14 protein-coding genes and 1 riboswitch are annotated in these 14195 nt (G+C 59.8%); of the genes, 4 read left to right on the plus strand and 10 right to left on the minus strand.

Annotated features, from left to right (window positions below; genetic code table 11):
- Positions 1-96 precede the first annotated feature (96 nt).
- From ACIPF8_RS14390 to ACIPF8_RS14410, 5 genes are all read right to left on the minus strand, one after another.
- A complete protein-coding gene (locus ACIPF8_RS14390) occupies positions 97-1113 on the minus strand; it encodes an NAD(P)H-dependent glycerol-3-phosphate dehydrogenase (protein WP_400421997.1) in 1017 nt (338 codons plus the stop codon).
- A gap of 157 nt (positions 1114-1270) precedes the next feature.
- Complete coding sequence (locus ACIPF8_RS14395) at positions 1271-1729, minus strand: SH3 domain-containing protein (RefSeq protein WP_400422000.1); 459 nt, start codon at positions 1727-1729, stop codon at positions 1271-1273.
- A 236-nt stretch (positions 1730-1965) separates the two neighbouring features.
- Entirely contained in the window at positions 1966-2478 is a 513-nt protein-coding gene (gene secB / locus ACIPF8_RS14400; RefSeq protein ID WP_400422003.1) for a protein-export chaperone SecB, read from the minus strand.
- A 103-nt stretch (positions 2479-2581) separates the two neighbouring features.
- Positions 2582-2845, minus strand: coding sequence for a glutaredoxin 3 (gene grxC, locus ACIPF8_RS14405; protein ID WP_400422005.1), 264 nt, complete (start codon positions 2843-2845; stop codon positions 2582-2584).
- A gap of 194 nt (positions 2846-3039) precedes the next feature.
- Positions 3040-3441 (minus strand): rhodanese-like domain-containing protein, encoded by a 402-nt coding sequence (locus tag ACIPF8_RS14410; RefSeq protein WP_400422006.1) that lies wholly within the window; start codon positions 3439-3441, stop codon positions 3040-3042.
- A 250-nt stretch (positions 3442-3691) separates the two neighbouring features.
- Here ACIPF8_RS14410 and gpmA point away from each other — a divergent pair, with 250 nt between their 5' ends.
- The 4 genes from gpmA (at position 3692) to ACIPF8_RS14430 (ending at position 8340) form a co-directional block, all read left to right on the plus strand.
- The gene (gene gpmA / locus ACIPF8_RS14415) at positions 3692-4438 is read left to right on the plus strand and encodes a 2,3-diphosphoglycerate-dependent phosphoglycerate mutase (protein WP_400422009.1); all 747 of its coding nucleotides are present in this window, start codon (positions 3692-3694) and stop codon (positions 4436-4438) included.
- An 83-nt stretch (positions 4439-4521) separates the two neighbouring features.
- Positions 4522-5973, plus strand: coding sequence for a murein hydrolase activator EnvC family protein (locus tag ACIPF8_RS14420; RefSeq protein ID WP_400422439.1), 1452 nt, complete (start codon positions 4522-4524; stop codon positions 5971-5973).
- Between the two features lie 3 nt (positions 5974-5976).
- Positions 5977-7491 (plus strand): S41 family peptidase, encoded by a 1515-nt coding sequence (locus ACIPF8_RS14425; RefSeq protein WP_400422011.1) that lies wholly within the window; start codon positions 5977-5979, stop codon positions 7489-7491.
- Positions 7492-7581: 90 nt separating this feature from the next.
- Positions 7582-8340: a HesA/MoeB/ThiF family protein gene (locus ACIPF8_RS14430; RefSeq protein ID WP_400422012.1), complete on the plus strand. Its 759-nt coding sequence runs from the start codon at positions 7582-7584 to the stop codon at positions 8338-8340.
- A 59-nt stretch (positions 8341-8399) separates the two neighbouring features.
- On the opposite strand, the gene ACIPF8_RS14435 is transcribed toward ACIPF8_RS14430, so the two are convergent.
- From ACIPF8_RS14435 to ACIPF8_RS14455, 5 genes are all read right to left on the minus strand, one after another.
- Positions 8400-8945: a 6,7-dimethyl-8-ribityllumazine synthase gene (locus tag ACIPF8_RS14435; RefSeq protein ID WP_400422015.1), complete on the minus strand. Its 546-nt coding sequence runs from the start codon at positions 8943-8945 to the stop codon at positions 8400-8402.
- Positions 8946-9086: 141 nt separating this feature from the next.
- A riboswitch (FMN riboswitch) is annotated at positions 9087-9237 on the minus strand.
- Between the two features lie 94 nt (positions 9238-9331).
- Complete coding sequence (locus ACIPF8_RS14440) at positions 9332-10090, minus strand: ABC transporter ATP-binding protein (RefSeq protein ID WP_400422016.1); 759 nt, start codon at positions 10088-10090, stop codon at positions 9332-9334.
- A complete protein-coding gene (locus tag ACIPF8_RS14445; RefSeq protein WP_400422018.1) occupies positions 10083-11888 on the minus strand; it encodes an ATP-binding cassette domain-containing protein in 1806 nt (601 codons plus the stop codon). Before ACIPF8_RS14445 ends, ACIPF8_RS14440 begins: the two co-directional genes overlap by 8 nt.
- Positions 11885-12946, minus strand: coding sequence for a branched-chain amino acid ABC transporter permease (locus ACIPF8_RS14450; protein WP_400422020.1), 1062 nt, complete (start codon positions 12944-12946; stop codon positions 11885-11887). Before ACIPF8_RS14450 ends, ACIPF8_RS14445 begins: the two co-directional genes overlap by 4 nt.
- The gene (locus ACIPF8_RS14455; RefSeq protein WP_400422442.1) at positions 12947-14080 is read right to left on the minus strand and encodes an ABC transporter substrate-binding protein; all 1134 of its coding nucleotides are present in this window, start codon (positions 14078-14080) and stop codon (positions 12947-12949) included.
- Positions 14081-14195: the final 115 nt, after the last annotated feature.

Below are 14195 nucleotides of genomic sequence, written 5' to 3' on the forward strand. Positions count from 1 at the left end.
CATAGAAATGGTATTACTTCCAACCGGCGCGGCAGCATTGCACGCCACGCCTGGCCGCGCGATCGAACGCCACTGGTATGGCTCCTTCAAGAACAGTCAGGCCGACTCTTCGCGCGGATTGCGCGACCATAGCAACTCCATAACAGCTTCCAGCGAATCGCCATCGAACAGCAGGCCGGCTACCGCATTGGTGATCGGCATATCAATTCCGCGCTCTTGCGCCAATGCACGCACCGCAGCGGCGCAACGCACCCCCTCGGCCACATGGCCCAGTTCGGTCACGATCGATTCCAGCTTCTTGCCTTGCGCCAGACCCAGTCCGACCCGGCGATTGCGCGACAGGTCGCCGGTGCAGGTCAGGATCAAATCGCCGACGCCCGACAATCCCATGAAGGTTTCGCTGCGGCCGCCAAGGGCCACGCCCAATCGCGTGATTTCCGCCAGGCCGCGGGTGATCAACGCCGCCCGCGCGTTGAGGCCGAGACCCAGGCCATCGGCAACGCCGGTGGCGATCGCCAGAATATTCTTTACCGCGCCACCAACTTCGACGCCAACCAGGTCATCAGTCGAGTAGACCCGGATATGGCCGCCATGCACCGCCGCAACCACCTGCTCGCACAACCCGGCGTGTCCGCTGGCGACCGACAATGCGCACGGCAAGCCGCGCGCGACTTCCTGCGCGAAAGACGGCCCCGACAAGGCGGCAGCCGGAATCGCCTGGCCCAGCACCTGCCGCACGATCTGGTGCGGCAGCAGGCGCGTGTTCTCTTCGAAGCCTTTGCACAGCCAGACGATATTGGGGATCGGATATGCCTTCAATTGCTGCGCCAGTTCGCGCAAACCGGCCACCGAAGAGGCCACGATCAACAGCGCTTCGCTGTTGGCGGCAGCGGCGTCGGTCGTCACATGGCGGATGGCTTGTTCGAAATCGGCGCTGAGCAATAGATTGTCCGGCAGCGGGAAGCCTGGAAGATAAACAGAGTTTTCGCGCTGCGCGGCGGCAGCGGCCATGGTGTCCGGATTGCGTCCCCACAGCGTTACCCGATGCCGCTGCGCCAACGCGATCGCCAGTGCAGTGCCCCACGCTCCGGCGCCGAGCACAGTGATATTCATGGGAGAAATAGTGAGATCAGATGGCACGGGCGGTTACTCGCTTGTTATTTCTGGGACAAGTTCCGGGAACGCGACAGTCAGAGTGTGCGCTACGATGACGCCTGGCGTCCGGATTCATTGGGGAATTTAAGACTAATCGTAAAACAACTGGGGAAACTCAGTCGCCCCAAACCTCGGCCGCCTTGACATAGCCGGTCTGGCCGTCGCGGTGACGTACCTTGGCCCAGCCGGATGCCACTGGATCAACCAATTCCAGCAAGACGCCTTTATCGGCGCTGAACACCACTGCTGCAGCATCGTCGGGATTGGCGCGGATCTTGGCATTGGCGACACTGACTTGCAGATTGCGCTTGCCGACCAGGCCCTTCGACTGCAGCCATGACAGATCGCCGCTGGCGTCACGCACCTTGGTCCATTCGCCGTAAGTCAGCACCACTTCAACCGGCATGCCGCGCGGTGCGACAGCTACGCGACGGCCTTTTTCGGACGGCGCATCGTACAGGATCACCGGCGCAGCGCCAATCGACTTGAAATCGAGTGCATGCGCGGAATTGGCGAGACCAAGCAAGCTTCCCAGCGACAGCGTGACGGAAGCGGCTATGCGTACAAATTTCATCTAACGGTCTCCAAATGTAGCTCTTGCTGGCCGGGACGGATTACGTTGCGCTCTCCGCCCTGTTCGTTCCTGGCAGTTTTTTCTTATACCCGAAGCTTGAGACAGGCTTCCGCAAAGCAAAGTTTCCCGGCAACCGGCAACTTTCCTGTCTACTCATCAACAACGGCAAAGGGCCAGCCGTCGCGCTGACGCGTGGCTTGGCCCTGTCCTACTCCACAAGCTAAAGCTGTGCAGAATCAGTTGATTGCAGTCGATCCGTCAACTGCGATACTGTCGCCGCTACCTTTTTGTTGTTGCTCAGCCAGCGCTTGCAGACGCTGCTGGTAGAACACTTCGAAATTGATTTCGGCCAGGTGGATCGGCGGGAAGCCGGCGCGGGTGATGGCATCGGCCAGGTTGGCGCGCAGGTAAGGATAAACGATGTTCGGGCAACCGATGCCGAGCAGCGGATCCAGTTGTTCGGTCGGGATATTGCGCAGTTCGAAAATACCGGCTTGCTTGCCTTCGACCAGGAACGCTACCTTGTCCTTGACCTTGGCGGTCACGGTGACCGTCACGGTCGATTCGAAAATGCCTTCAGCCAGCGCTTCGGCGCCAACATCTACCGCGACTTCGATTTGCGGTGCTTCCTGTTCGAGGAAAATGGCCGGCGAATTTGGTTGCTCAAGCGACAAATCCTTCAGGTATACGCGTTGAATCTGGAACACCGGTTGTGCCGATTGCTCTGCTTGTTGGTTCTCTTCAGCCATGACACTCTTTCAGTTAATTTTAAAATAAGATAAATAGCAGCAAATAAATAGCAGAAAAAGCCATCCCTTTGCAACAGGTGACAATAACAGCTATTACCGAAAATCAGGCATTTTGCAGCAGGGGCTCAAGCTTGCCATCACGATCGAGCGCATGCAAGTCATCGAAGCCGCCAACGTGCGTTTCGCCGATATATATTTGCGGCACGGTGCGACGGCCGGTCTTCTGCATCATCGTATCGCGCTGCGCAGGATCAAGGTCGATCCTGATCTTTTCGATATTTTCCACGCCTTTGGCTTTTAACAACTGTTCGGCGCGGATGCAATATGGGCATACGGCAGTGCTATACATTACAACGTGGGCAGTCATGCTTCTTCCTTTCAAGGCCTGGACCGGGTATTAATTAACTGGGGCCCGATCCGGCTTATTCAATCCGTACGGAGCGTAAGGTGGGCATTTGTGCCCACACGTTACGTCAATGTTGCCTTCGTCGGTCGCCGCAGCAACGCGTGGGCAAAAAAACTTTGCCCACCCTACGGGCTACCGGCTCCGCGACAGGGTATTTATTTGACGGTCGGCAAACCTTGGGTCTGCCAGGCGGCAATCCCGCCATCCAGGCTGTAAGCCTGCGCGAAGCCGGCCTGAGCCAGCTGGGCAACAGCTTTCGACGACTGGGTGCCGGTCTGGCACACCACCACCACAGTCTTTGCTTTAAACTTGTCGAGTTCGGCGATACGCTGCGGCAAGTCCTTCAACGGGATGTTCTTGGCGTCGATCAGGTGGCTGGCGGCAAAGGCGTCGCTGTCGCGCACGTCCAGTATCAATGTTTTGCCCTGGTTAATGAATTGGGTCGCTTGCAGGGTAGTTACCCGATTACCGCGTTTTTGCAACAACGGCAGCAACAGTGCGCCACCAGACAAAATTGCTACGGCAACCAGAAAAATGTTATCAATCAAGAATTTCACAGGGATCCAATGGTATTAGTCAATCCCGCCATTATAAAATAGAAGCTGCAGCGCCATTCAATTCGTATCGGGTCCCGCGAAAAAGTCTGGTGCGTTGTTGCTATTGCATCGTGGCCAACAAGCATGAATTTTGCAGTTTCGCAGTTTGTATCTCATGCTTTCTTTGTAATTTAACCTTTTATCTGATCAGTTGAGGACAGAGTAATTCGCCACGCTGCGGTGGCTCTTAAACTCTGTCCCGCAATTTACTATGTATAAAATCGTATTGATGCGCCACGGCGAATCCACCTGGAACCTGGCCAACCGCTTCACCGGCTGGGTCGATGTCGACCTCACTGAAAAAGGCGTGGCGGAAGCCAAGCAAGCCGGTAATTTGCTGAAACAGGCCGGTTTCACCTTCGACCTGGCGTACACGTCGGTGCTCAAGCGCGCCATCCGCACGCTGTGGGGCACACTCGACGAGATGGATCTGATGTGGCTGCCGGTCAAGCACAGCTGGCGTCTCAACGAACGTCACTACGGCGCGCTGCAAGGCTTGAACAAGGCTGAAACCGCGGCCAAGTACGGCGACGAGCAAGTCATGGTGTGGCGCCGCAGCTATGACACCCCGCCGCTGCCGCTGGAACCAAGCGATCCGCGTACCTCCTACAACGATCCGCGCTACGCCGGCCTGAAACGCGAAGAAATCCCGCTGACCGAATGCCTGAAGGATACTGTGGCCCGCGTCCTGCCATTCTGGAACGACGAGATCGCACCGGCAATCCGCAGCGGCAAGCGCATCATCATCTCGGCCCATGGCAACAGCCTGCGCGCCATGATCAAGATGCTGGACGGCATCTCCGACGATGATATCGTCGGCCTCAACATCCCCAACGGCCAGCCGCTGGTGTACGAACTGGATGCCGACCTGAAGCCGATCAAGAGCTACTACCTGGGCGACCAGGCTGCGATCGAAGCGGCGATGAACGCGGTCGCCAGCCAGGGGAAAGCGAAATAAATATCTCGCTGGAGAAAGTGCTGGGCATTTGCAGGCACGGCCGTGCCGCCAAACGGCGGCTGGCGGCGGCAACGTTGATTCTGGTGACAGCGCTGGGATCGGCGCTGCCGGCTGCGGTCGTTGCCGCCCCCAAGGTGACTGAACGCAGCAAGCAAAAGCAGGCGGCGGAAGCGCAGCGGGCCGACTTGCGCGAAAAACTCGACGTCCTCAAGCGCGACATTAGCCAGACTGAAACCGAAAAAGACAATGCCAGCGACGCCCTGGCCGATTCCGAAGGCGCCATTTCCAAAGCCAACCGCTCGTTGCGCGACCTGAGCGCAGAGCAAGGCCAGACCCAGGCCAAACTGGCCCAGCTGGCCAAGAAACACGACGAACTCAGCAAAACCGTGGCAGCCCAGCAGACCCAACTGGCCAACCTGCTGCGCCAACAGTACATTGCGGGCAACGAAGACCGCATCAAGCTGCTGCTGTCGGGCGACAATCCGAACCGCATCAATCGCGACCTGCAATACATGGGTTATGTGTCGCAGGCACAAGCCAAATTACTGGAATCGCTGCGCGCCAACCTGGCGGCGGTCGAAGCCAACCAGAGCGAAACCCAGAATGCCAAGGATGACCTGGATGAGATTGCCCAGGAACAACGCGACCAAAAGGCCCTGCTCGAGAAGGAAAAAGCCAAGCGCGCCACGCTGCTGAGCCAGTTGTCCGGCAAATTGGCCAGCCAGCGCAAGGAAGTCGGCAATATCCAGCGCGACGACCAACGCCTGTCTGGCCTAGTCGACCGCCTCGACCAATTGATCGAGGCGCAAAAGAAAGCCGATGCCGCCGCCCGCGAGAAACTGCGCCAACAGCAACTGGCACAGGCGCAGGCCCAGGCGCAAGCCAAGGCCCAAGCCGCTCGCGAGCGCCAGAAAGCGCTGGAGCAACAGCGCGCCGCCGCGCTGGCGAGGAAGACGCCACCGTCGACTGACACCCGGGACAAGCCGAAAGCGGTCAATCCGGATGCCATCGACGACGACCAGCCGCCAACTGCAGCCACACCAACGCCCGCACCAACCGTCGCCGAAACGCCGTCGGCCCCGATCGGCCGCAATGATCTGACGCCGCAGGCCGATGCCAAGGATGACGCCTATGGGCGGCCGTTCGAATCGCTGCGCGGCCAGCTGCGGTTGCCGGTGCGCGGCGACCTGATGGCGCGTTTCGGCTCCAAGCGCGGCGATGGTCCGACCTGGAAAGGACTGTTTATCCGCACTCCGGAAGGCACCGAGGTCAAGGCGGTAGCCGCCGGCCGCGTGGTCTTTGCCGACTGGCTGCGCGGCTTCGGCAATCTGATCATTGTTGACCACGGCAACCAGTACATGACCATTTACGGTAATAATCAGGCATTATTGAAGCGGCCCGGCGACGCGGTCAAAACCGGCGATGTGATTGCCAGTGCAGGCAACAGCGGCGGTAACGAACAATCGGGTTTATACTTTGAAATTCGGCATCAGGGCCGTGCGTTTGACCCACTCGGATGGGTAACTACTAGGTGAAACATGGGCAGTAAACTCAAGAATATCGGTCTCATCAGCTTGGGCGTGATCGCAGGGATCGGCGCCTCAATCCAGTTCGACGCCATTGCGCAGAAGAGCGCTGCTGCTCCTTTGCCACTGGAAGAACTGCGGCAACTGGCCGATGTATTTGGACTGATCAAGTCCGACTACGTCGAACCGGCGGATGATAAAAAACTGCTGACCGAAGCCATTTCCGGCATGGTGGCGTCGCTCGATCCGCACTCGGCCTATCTGGACAAGAAGGCCTACAAGGAGTTGCGCGAGAGCACACAAGGCAAGTTTGTCGGCCTCGGCATTGAAGTCGGGATGGAAGACGGCTACATCAAGGTCGTCTCGCCGATCGAAGATTCGCCGGCCTACCGGGCCGGGATCAAGGCCGGCGACCTGATCACCCGCCTCGATGGAGCCCCGGTCAAGGGTATGACCCTGGACCAGGCGGTCAAGCGCATGCGTGGCGAGCCGAACACCAAGATCACGCTGACCATTTCCCGCAAGGATGAAGACAAGCCGCTGATCATCGGCATCACGCGCCAGGAAATCAAGGTGCAGAGCGTCAAGGCCAAAGTGGTCGAGCCGGGCTATGCGTGGCTGCGCGTGACCCAGTTCCAGGAACCGACGGTCGACGACATGGCCAAGAAGATTGCGGCAATCTACGCCCAGGAGCCGAATCTGAAGGGCCTGGTGCTGGACCTGCGTAACGATCCGGGCGGCGTGCTGCCAGGCGCGATCGGCGTCTCTGCCGCCTTCCTGCCGAAGGATTCAGTGGTGGTCACCACCAACGGCCAGTTGCCAAGTTCAAAGGCTTCGTTCTACGCCAAGCGCGAATACTATGCGAATCCAGGCAGCGATCCGCTGGCGAAACTGCCTGATGCGCTGAAGAAAGTGCCGATGGTGGTACTGGTCAATACCGGCTCGGCCTCCGCCTCGGAAATCGTCGCTGGCGCCCTGCAGGATTACAAGCGTGCGACCATCATGGGCACCCAGACCTTCGGCAAGGGTTCGGTGCAATCGGTGATCGCGTTGCCGCCTGACCGCACCACTGCGGTCAAGCTGACCACTGCCCGCTACTACACGCCGAACGGCCGCTCGATCCAGGCCAAGGGTATCGTGCCTGACGTGATGGTCGATGAATACGCTGACGGCGACGGCCTGAACGGCCTGCGTCTGCGTGAAGCCGACCTGACCAAGCATTTGAGCAACGACACCGACAAGGGCCCGGAAGTGACCTCGCCGAAAGTCGATGAGCTGGAAGAAGCGCAACGGATTGCTGCTGCTGAGAAGAAGCGCAAACCGCTGGAATACGGCAGCAAGGACGATTTCCAGCTGGCGCAGGCTCTCAACCAGTTGAAGGGCTTGCCGGTCCAGGTCTCCAAGGTGAAGCCGGATAGCCGCAGCGATGCCGACAAGGATGATAAGAGCGACAAGAACGACAAGACGCCGCTCGACGATGACAAGGCCGGCGGCGGCGCCATCATCAAGAAAGAGCAGAAAAAATAAAATTATTTTCGGCTAAACTAGGGTCGCAGCGATGCGGCCCTTTTTTTCGCCCTGCCACACCGCATTCCCGGACTTTATCGACAGCATCTTATGAACGACCAGCAACTACTCCGCTACTCGCGCCACATCCTGCTGGATGACATCGACATCGAAGGCCAGGAGAAAATCCTGGCAGCGCGCGCGCTGGTCATCGGCGCCGGCGGCCTCGGCTCGCCGGTGGCGCTGTACCTGGCTTCGGCCGGGGTTGGCAGCATCACGCTGGTCGACAACGATACGGTCGACCTGACCAACCTGCAGCGGCAGATCCTGCACACCAGCGAGCGCGTCGGCCAGGCCAAAGTGGCTTCCGGCAAGACTGCGCTGGCGCAAATCAATCCGGATATCCAGGTCGTCGCGCTGGCCGAGCGCGCAGACGAAGCGCGTCTTGCCGAACTGATTGGCAACGCTGACGTGGTGATCGACTGCAGCGATAATTTCGCCACCCGGCACGCGATCAATCGCGCCTGCGTGGCGTTGAAAGTGCCGCTGGTATCGGGTGCGGCAATCCAGTTCGACGGCCAGATCAGCGTGTTCGATGCGCGCGACGACAGCTCGCCCTGTTATGCCTGCCTGTTTCCGCCGGATCGGGAATTTGAAGAAATCGCCTGCGCCACCATGGGCGTGTTCGCACCACTGGTCGGCATCATCGGCAGCATGCAGGCCGCCGAAGCACTCAAGCTGATCGCCGGTATCGGCACGCCGCTGGTCGGCAAGTTGCTGATGCTGGATGCACGCAGCATGGAATGGAGCCGCATCGGCGTTGCGCGCGATGCCGGCTGCCTGGTGTGCGGAACGCATCCACACTCCTGATTTTAAGCCCTCGGCCATCGCCCACCGTTAGTCCGGCAAGCGATGGCGGATTACGCAGTTTATGCGCTGTGCAGCGCCCGCGTCGAATTGACCGGCTGTTGCAGCGCCTTCAAGGCACACACCTTCTGGATCGTATCGGCACAGGCGCGCGCTGCCTCCGCGCCCTTGACCAGGAAATGCTCATAGAAATATTTGTGGTGCTCTTCGCCGCCATGGAAATGGTGCGGCGTCAGCACCGCCGACAGCACCGGCACCGCCGTTTCCAGCTGCACCTGCATCATGCCGCTGATCACTGCCTGCGCGACAAATTCATGACGATAGATGCCACCGTCCACCACTAAGCCGGTAGCGACGACAGCTGCATAGTTGCCGCTGTTGGCCAGCAGTTTGGCATGCAGCGGGATTTCGTAGGCGCCGGCGACTTCAAAGAAATCGATATCGTTTTCGGTGTAACCGGACTTGGCGATTTCGGCAATGAAGGAAATCCGGCATTGATCGACGATATCGCGGTGCCATCCTGCCTGGATGAAAGCGATGCGCTCGCCGGCCACGGCGGTTGGTGCTTTGGATTTGATATCGACTGGCTGGTGTTGTTGCTGTTGCATCTGACTGACTCCTGTTTAATCAATAAAAACAGGGCGTGTTGGATCGAAAGGAGGCAAGAATTTACACGACAGGCAATCGCAACGCTGCACGCGTCAGCCGCGCGCAGCAATACTCAAGCCCGTCCGGGCAAACACCGGACCGCCTGTTCTCTCTTTATCCGGACTATACCGTCGGCCCCGGGATCACACCGGGTCTGCTGACCTTGTCGCTACTCCAACAAGCGCTCGCGGGCTATGCGCATTGCACGCAATTACCGCCGGTGGGGAATCGCACCCCGCCCTGAGAACACTCGCTTAATTAATTAAGCGAGCAGCAAATTTATCACAGAAATTGCGGCGCTGCACAAGCCGGACGAATCCGGCGTCGCTGATCGAATCAATTCGCATCAATGGGTTTTCTTCGCCAATCCAAGGTAGGTGTCGATCACCTTTGGATCATTTGCCAGCTCCGCCGCCGGACCTTGCAAGGCCATGTCGCCGGTTTCCAGCACATACGCATAATCGGCGGCCTGCAACGCGGCGCGCGCATTCTGCTCAACCAGCAGGATCGCCACGCCGGTCTGTTTCAGGCGCACGATGATGTGGAAAATTTCCTTGACGATCAGCGGCGCCAGGCCGAGGCTGGGCTCGTCCAGCATCAGCAGCTGCGGCTTGGCCATCAGCGCGCGGCCGACCGCCAGCATCTGCCGTTCGCCGCCAGACAAGCTGCCAGCCTGTTGCTTGCGCCGCTCCTGCAGACGCGGAAACAGGTCGTACACGACCGCCATCTGGTCGGCATAAGCGCGCTCGCCGGCCTTGTAGCGGCGGTAGCTGCCCAACAGCAGATTGTCTTCCACCGTCATGCTGGCGAACAGTTCGCGCTTTTCCGGCACCAGGCACATGCCGCGCGCGACGCGGGTTTCGATCGCCACGCCGGCAGTATCCTGGCCCAGCAAACGCACGGTGCCGCGCATGCTGCCGTTGTTCGGCATGGCGCCGGCAATCGCGTTGAGCATGGTCGATTTGCCGGCGCCGTTAGGGCCGATGACGGTGACGATCTGGCCGGAGCCGACTTGCAGGCTGGCGCCGTGCAGCGCCTCGACCTTGCCGTAGGCGACATGCAGATCGGTGACTTCGAGCACGGGATTGGCAACGGTATTAGTCATCGATGCCTCCCAGATAGGCTTCCAGTACGGCCGGGTCTTGCTGTATCTCCGCCGGCAAGCCCTGAGCAATTTTGGTGCCGAATTCCATCACCACCAATTGATCGGTCAGGTTCATCACAAAATCCATATCGTGCTCCACCAGCAAAATGCTCATGCCCTCCGCCTTCAGCTTGCGCAGCAATTCCGCCAGCGCCTGTTTCTCTTGATAACGCAAACCCGCCGCCGGTTCGTCCAGCAGCAACAAGGTCGGATCGCAACACAGTGCGCGGGCGATTTCCAGGATACGCTGCTGACCGAGCGCCAGACTGCCAGCCTCTTCATACAATAAGTGCCCGAGGCCGACGCGTTCCAACTGCTGCTTCGCCTCAAACAGCAGCGTCTGTTCTTCACTACGGTTGAGCCGCAGCAGGCTGGCCGCGATGCCGTTGACATCATTGTGGCTGCCGCGCAGATGGGCGCCGATGGCGACGTTTTCCAGCACCGTCATGGCCGGCATCAGCCGCACGTGCTGGAAGGTGCGGGCAATGCCGCGCGCCACGATCTGGCGCGAAGGCAAGCCGGATATCTGTTGCAACTCGCGTTGCGCGCGGAAGCGGATCGTACCGCTGGTCAGCGGCAAGACGCCGGTGACCAGGTTGAACATGGTCGACTTGCCGGCGCCGTTGGGACCGATCAAGCCGACGATCTGTCCGGCACGCACATTGAAGCTGATGTCATTGACCGCCACCAGGCCACCAAATTCCTTGCGCGCGTTTTCAATCTCCAACACCACGTCGCCATCCGCATGCCGGGCGCGGGCCGGCAATGTTGTCGCCGAGAGCGGCGCCACCGCAGTCGGTTTGCTCGGCACCAGCTTGCGCAAATACGGCCACAAACCGTCGCGGGCGCGCTGCAACAGCAGCAGCATCAGGATGCCGAATACGATGGTTTCGAAATTGCCGCTGGCGCCCAGCAGTTTCGGCAACAGCGATTGCAGTTGATCTTTCAGCAGGGTCAACAGCGCCGATCCGAGGATCGCGCCCCATACATAACCGGCGCCGCCAACCACCGCCATGAACAGGTATTCGATACCAGCATTGAGGCCGAACGGCGTCGGGCTCACCGAGCGCTGCAAGTGCGCATACAGCCAGCCGGAGACGCTCGCCAGCAACGCCGCCAATACAAAGATGAGAACCTTGATCCAGGCCGTATTGACGCCCATCGCCTCGGCCATCACACCACCGCCGTTCAGCGCACGGATGGCGCGCCCGGGGCGCGAATTCAGCAGGTTCTGCAAGCCGGCCAGTGCGATCAGCAAGATCACCCAGATCAGGTAAAACATCTTGCGCCCGGTATCGAGCTCGATGCCAAACAGATTGATGGACGGAATGCCGTTCAAGCCATCGTACTTGCCGAGAAATTCCAGATTACCGAACAGAAAATACAGCGACAAGGCCCAGGCGATCGTGCCGAGCGGCAGATAGTGGCCGGACAAGCGCATCGTGATGGCGCCGATGGCCAAGGCCGCCAGCGTCGTCACGCACAAGCCGGCCAGCAGGCCGAGCCATGGCGACAAGCCGAACTGGGTACTCAGATAAGCGGTCGAATAGGCGCCAAGGCCGACGAATGCCGCCTGGCCGAACGAGGTCAGGCCGCCGACGCCGGTCAGCAGCACCAGGCCGAGCGCAACGATCGCATACAGGCCGATGTAGTTGGCCAGCGTGATCCAGAATTCTGGCGTCGGCAAGATTGGCAGTAAAACCAGGATCGCAGCGAAGACAATGAACGGCAGCTTGCCGATGGAGAGCTGACGCATCATTGATCCCCCTCATCGACCTGCTTGCTGGTTAGCGAACGCCACAGCAGCACCGGGATGATCAGCGTAAAGACGATCACTTCCTTGAAGGCGCTGGCCCAGAACGACGAGTACGATTCCAGCAGACCGACCAGCAAGGCGCCGGCAGCGGCAATCGGATAACTGCCGAGGCCGCCGATGATGGCGCCGACAAAACCTTTCAAGCCGATCAGAAAGCCGCTGTCGTAATACACGGTGGTCAACGGCGCGATCAGGATGCCGCACAAGGCGCCCAGTGCCGCCGCCAGCGTAAATGCCAGGCGTCCCGCCTGCACGGTGCCGATGCCGACCAGCTGCGCGCCGAGACGATTGACGGCGGTGGCGCGGAGTGCTTTGCCGGACAAGGTCCGTTCAAAATACAGATAGAGCGCCACGATCAGCAGCAATGCCACGCCGATGATCACGCAACTCTGGCCGGATACAGTCAGGCCGCCGACCTGGAAACTGGCGTCGGAAAACGGCGTGGTGCGCGAACCCTCGGCGCCGAACATCAGCAGCCCGATGCCAATCAATGCGTAATGCACTGCCACCGACACGATCAGCAGCACCAGCGTGCTGGCTTCCGCCAGCGGCTGGAACGCCAATCGATACACCATTGGCCCCATCGGCACCACGATCAACAAGGTCAACAGAACCTGCAGCGGCATCGCCAGCGTGGCGTGACCGTACAGGCGCGCGAATGCATAGACCGCCAACGGCAACAGCACAAACTTCAGGAAAGCCAGGGCAATGCGGCGCACGACTGCAGGCCGACTTTCGCCGTTGCGGCCGAGTATGGCAGTCACCGTTTCCTGGATGAAGCTGAGAATGCCAAGCAGCACCAGCAACGTCGCCGACAAGGGAAATTTGTCGGCTTGAATTGCGGCCAGTGTCAGTGCACCAAAGGCGACGAACTCGCCTTGCGGAATGAAGATGACGCGGGTGACTGAAAACACCAGTACCAGCGCCAATGCCAGCAGCGCGTAGACGGCGCCGCTGGTGATGCCATCCTGGGCCAGGATGGCGGCAATAGAAAGATCCATTTACTGTGCAGTGCCCAACAGTTTCCACTTGCCGTTGACGATTTCCACCATCACGCGCGAGCGCTGGTCGAAGCCGACGTGGTCGGTCGGGCTCATGTTGACGATGCCTTGCGACACCGGCAGGTTCTTGATCGCTTCGATGCCATCGCGTAGCGCGGCGCGGAATTCCGGCGTGCCAGGTTTACCCTTCTTCAGCGCTTGCGGTGCGGCTGCGCCGAGCAACATGCCGGCGTCCCAGGCATGGCCGCCGAAGGTGGAAATACTGCCGACGCCATAGGCCTTTTCATAGGCAGTGCGATAGGTCATGGCGGACTTCTTGACCGGATTGCTGTCCGGCAGTTGCTCGGCTACCAGCAACGGTCCGGCCGGCAGGAAGGTGCCTTCGCAATCCTTGCCGCAGACGCGCAGGAAATCGTTATTGGCGACACCGTGGGTCTGATAGATCTTGCCTTTGTAGCCGCGCTCCTTCAAGGTTTTTTGCGGCAACGCAGCTGGCGTACCGGCGCCGGCGATCAGCACCGCATCCGGATTGGCGCTGACGATCTTCAACACTTGTCCGGTAACCGATGTGTCGGGACGGGCGAAGCGCTCGTTGGCGACGATCTTGATCTTGCGCAGTTCAGCCAGTTTGGAGAATTCGCGATACCAGCCTTCGCCGTAGGCATCCGAGAAGCCGATGAAAGCCACGCTCTTGACGCCGGCATCGAGCATATGGGCGACGATGGCTGTTGCCATCTGCGAGTCGTTTTGCGGGGTCTTGAAAATCCAGCGGCGCTTGGCGTCGACCGGTTCGACCAGCGACGCCGAAGCCGCCATCGAAATCATCGGCGTGCCGGATTCGGCTGCAACGTCACTCATCGCCAGCGAGCCGGGGACCGCGGTCGAGCCGATCAGCAGGTCGACCTTTTCTTCACTGACCAGCTTGCGCGCATTCTTGACGGCGGTGGTGCTGTCGGTGGCATCGTCGAGCACGATGTATTGCACTTTCTGGCCGGCGATTTCCTTCGGCAACAGCGCGAAGGTATTTTTTTCCGGGATGCCGAGCGAGGCTGCGGGTCCGGTGGCGGAGACGCTCACGCCAACCTTGATCTGGGCGATTGCACTGCCGTAGCTGGCAGCCAACGCCACTGTCATTAATGCGGAAAGGGTGGTCCCCAACCATGCTTTTTTCATTTGATGTACTCCATTATGGTGGTAACGCCTGGTTTCAGCGTTTGTGCTCAGCAGCAACGGCTTCGGTCGCCACGAC

The sequence above is a fragment of the Collimonas sp. NPDC087041 genome, from assembly GCF_044745265.1.
Classification (GTDB): Bacteria; Pseudomonadota; Gammaproteobacteria; order Burkholderiales; family Burkholderiaceae_D; genus Collimonas.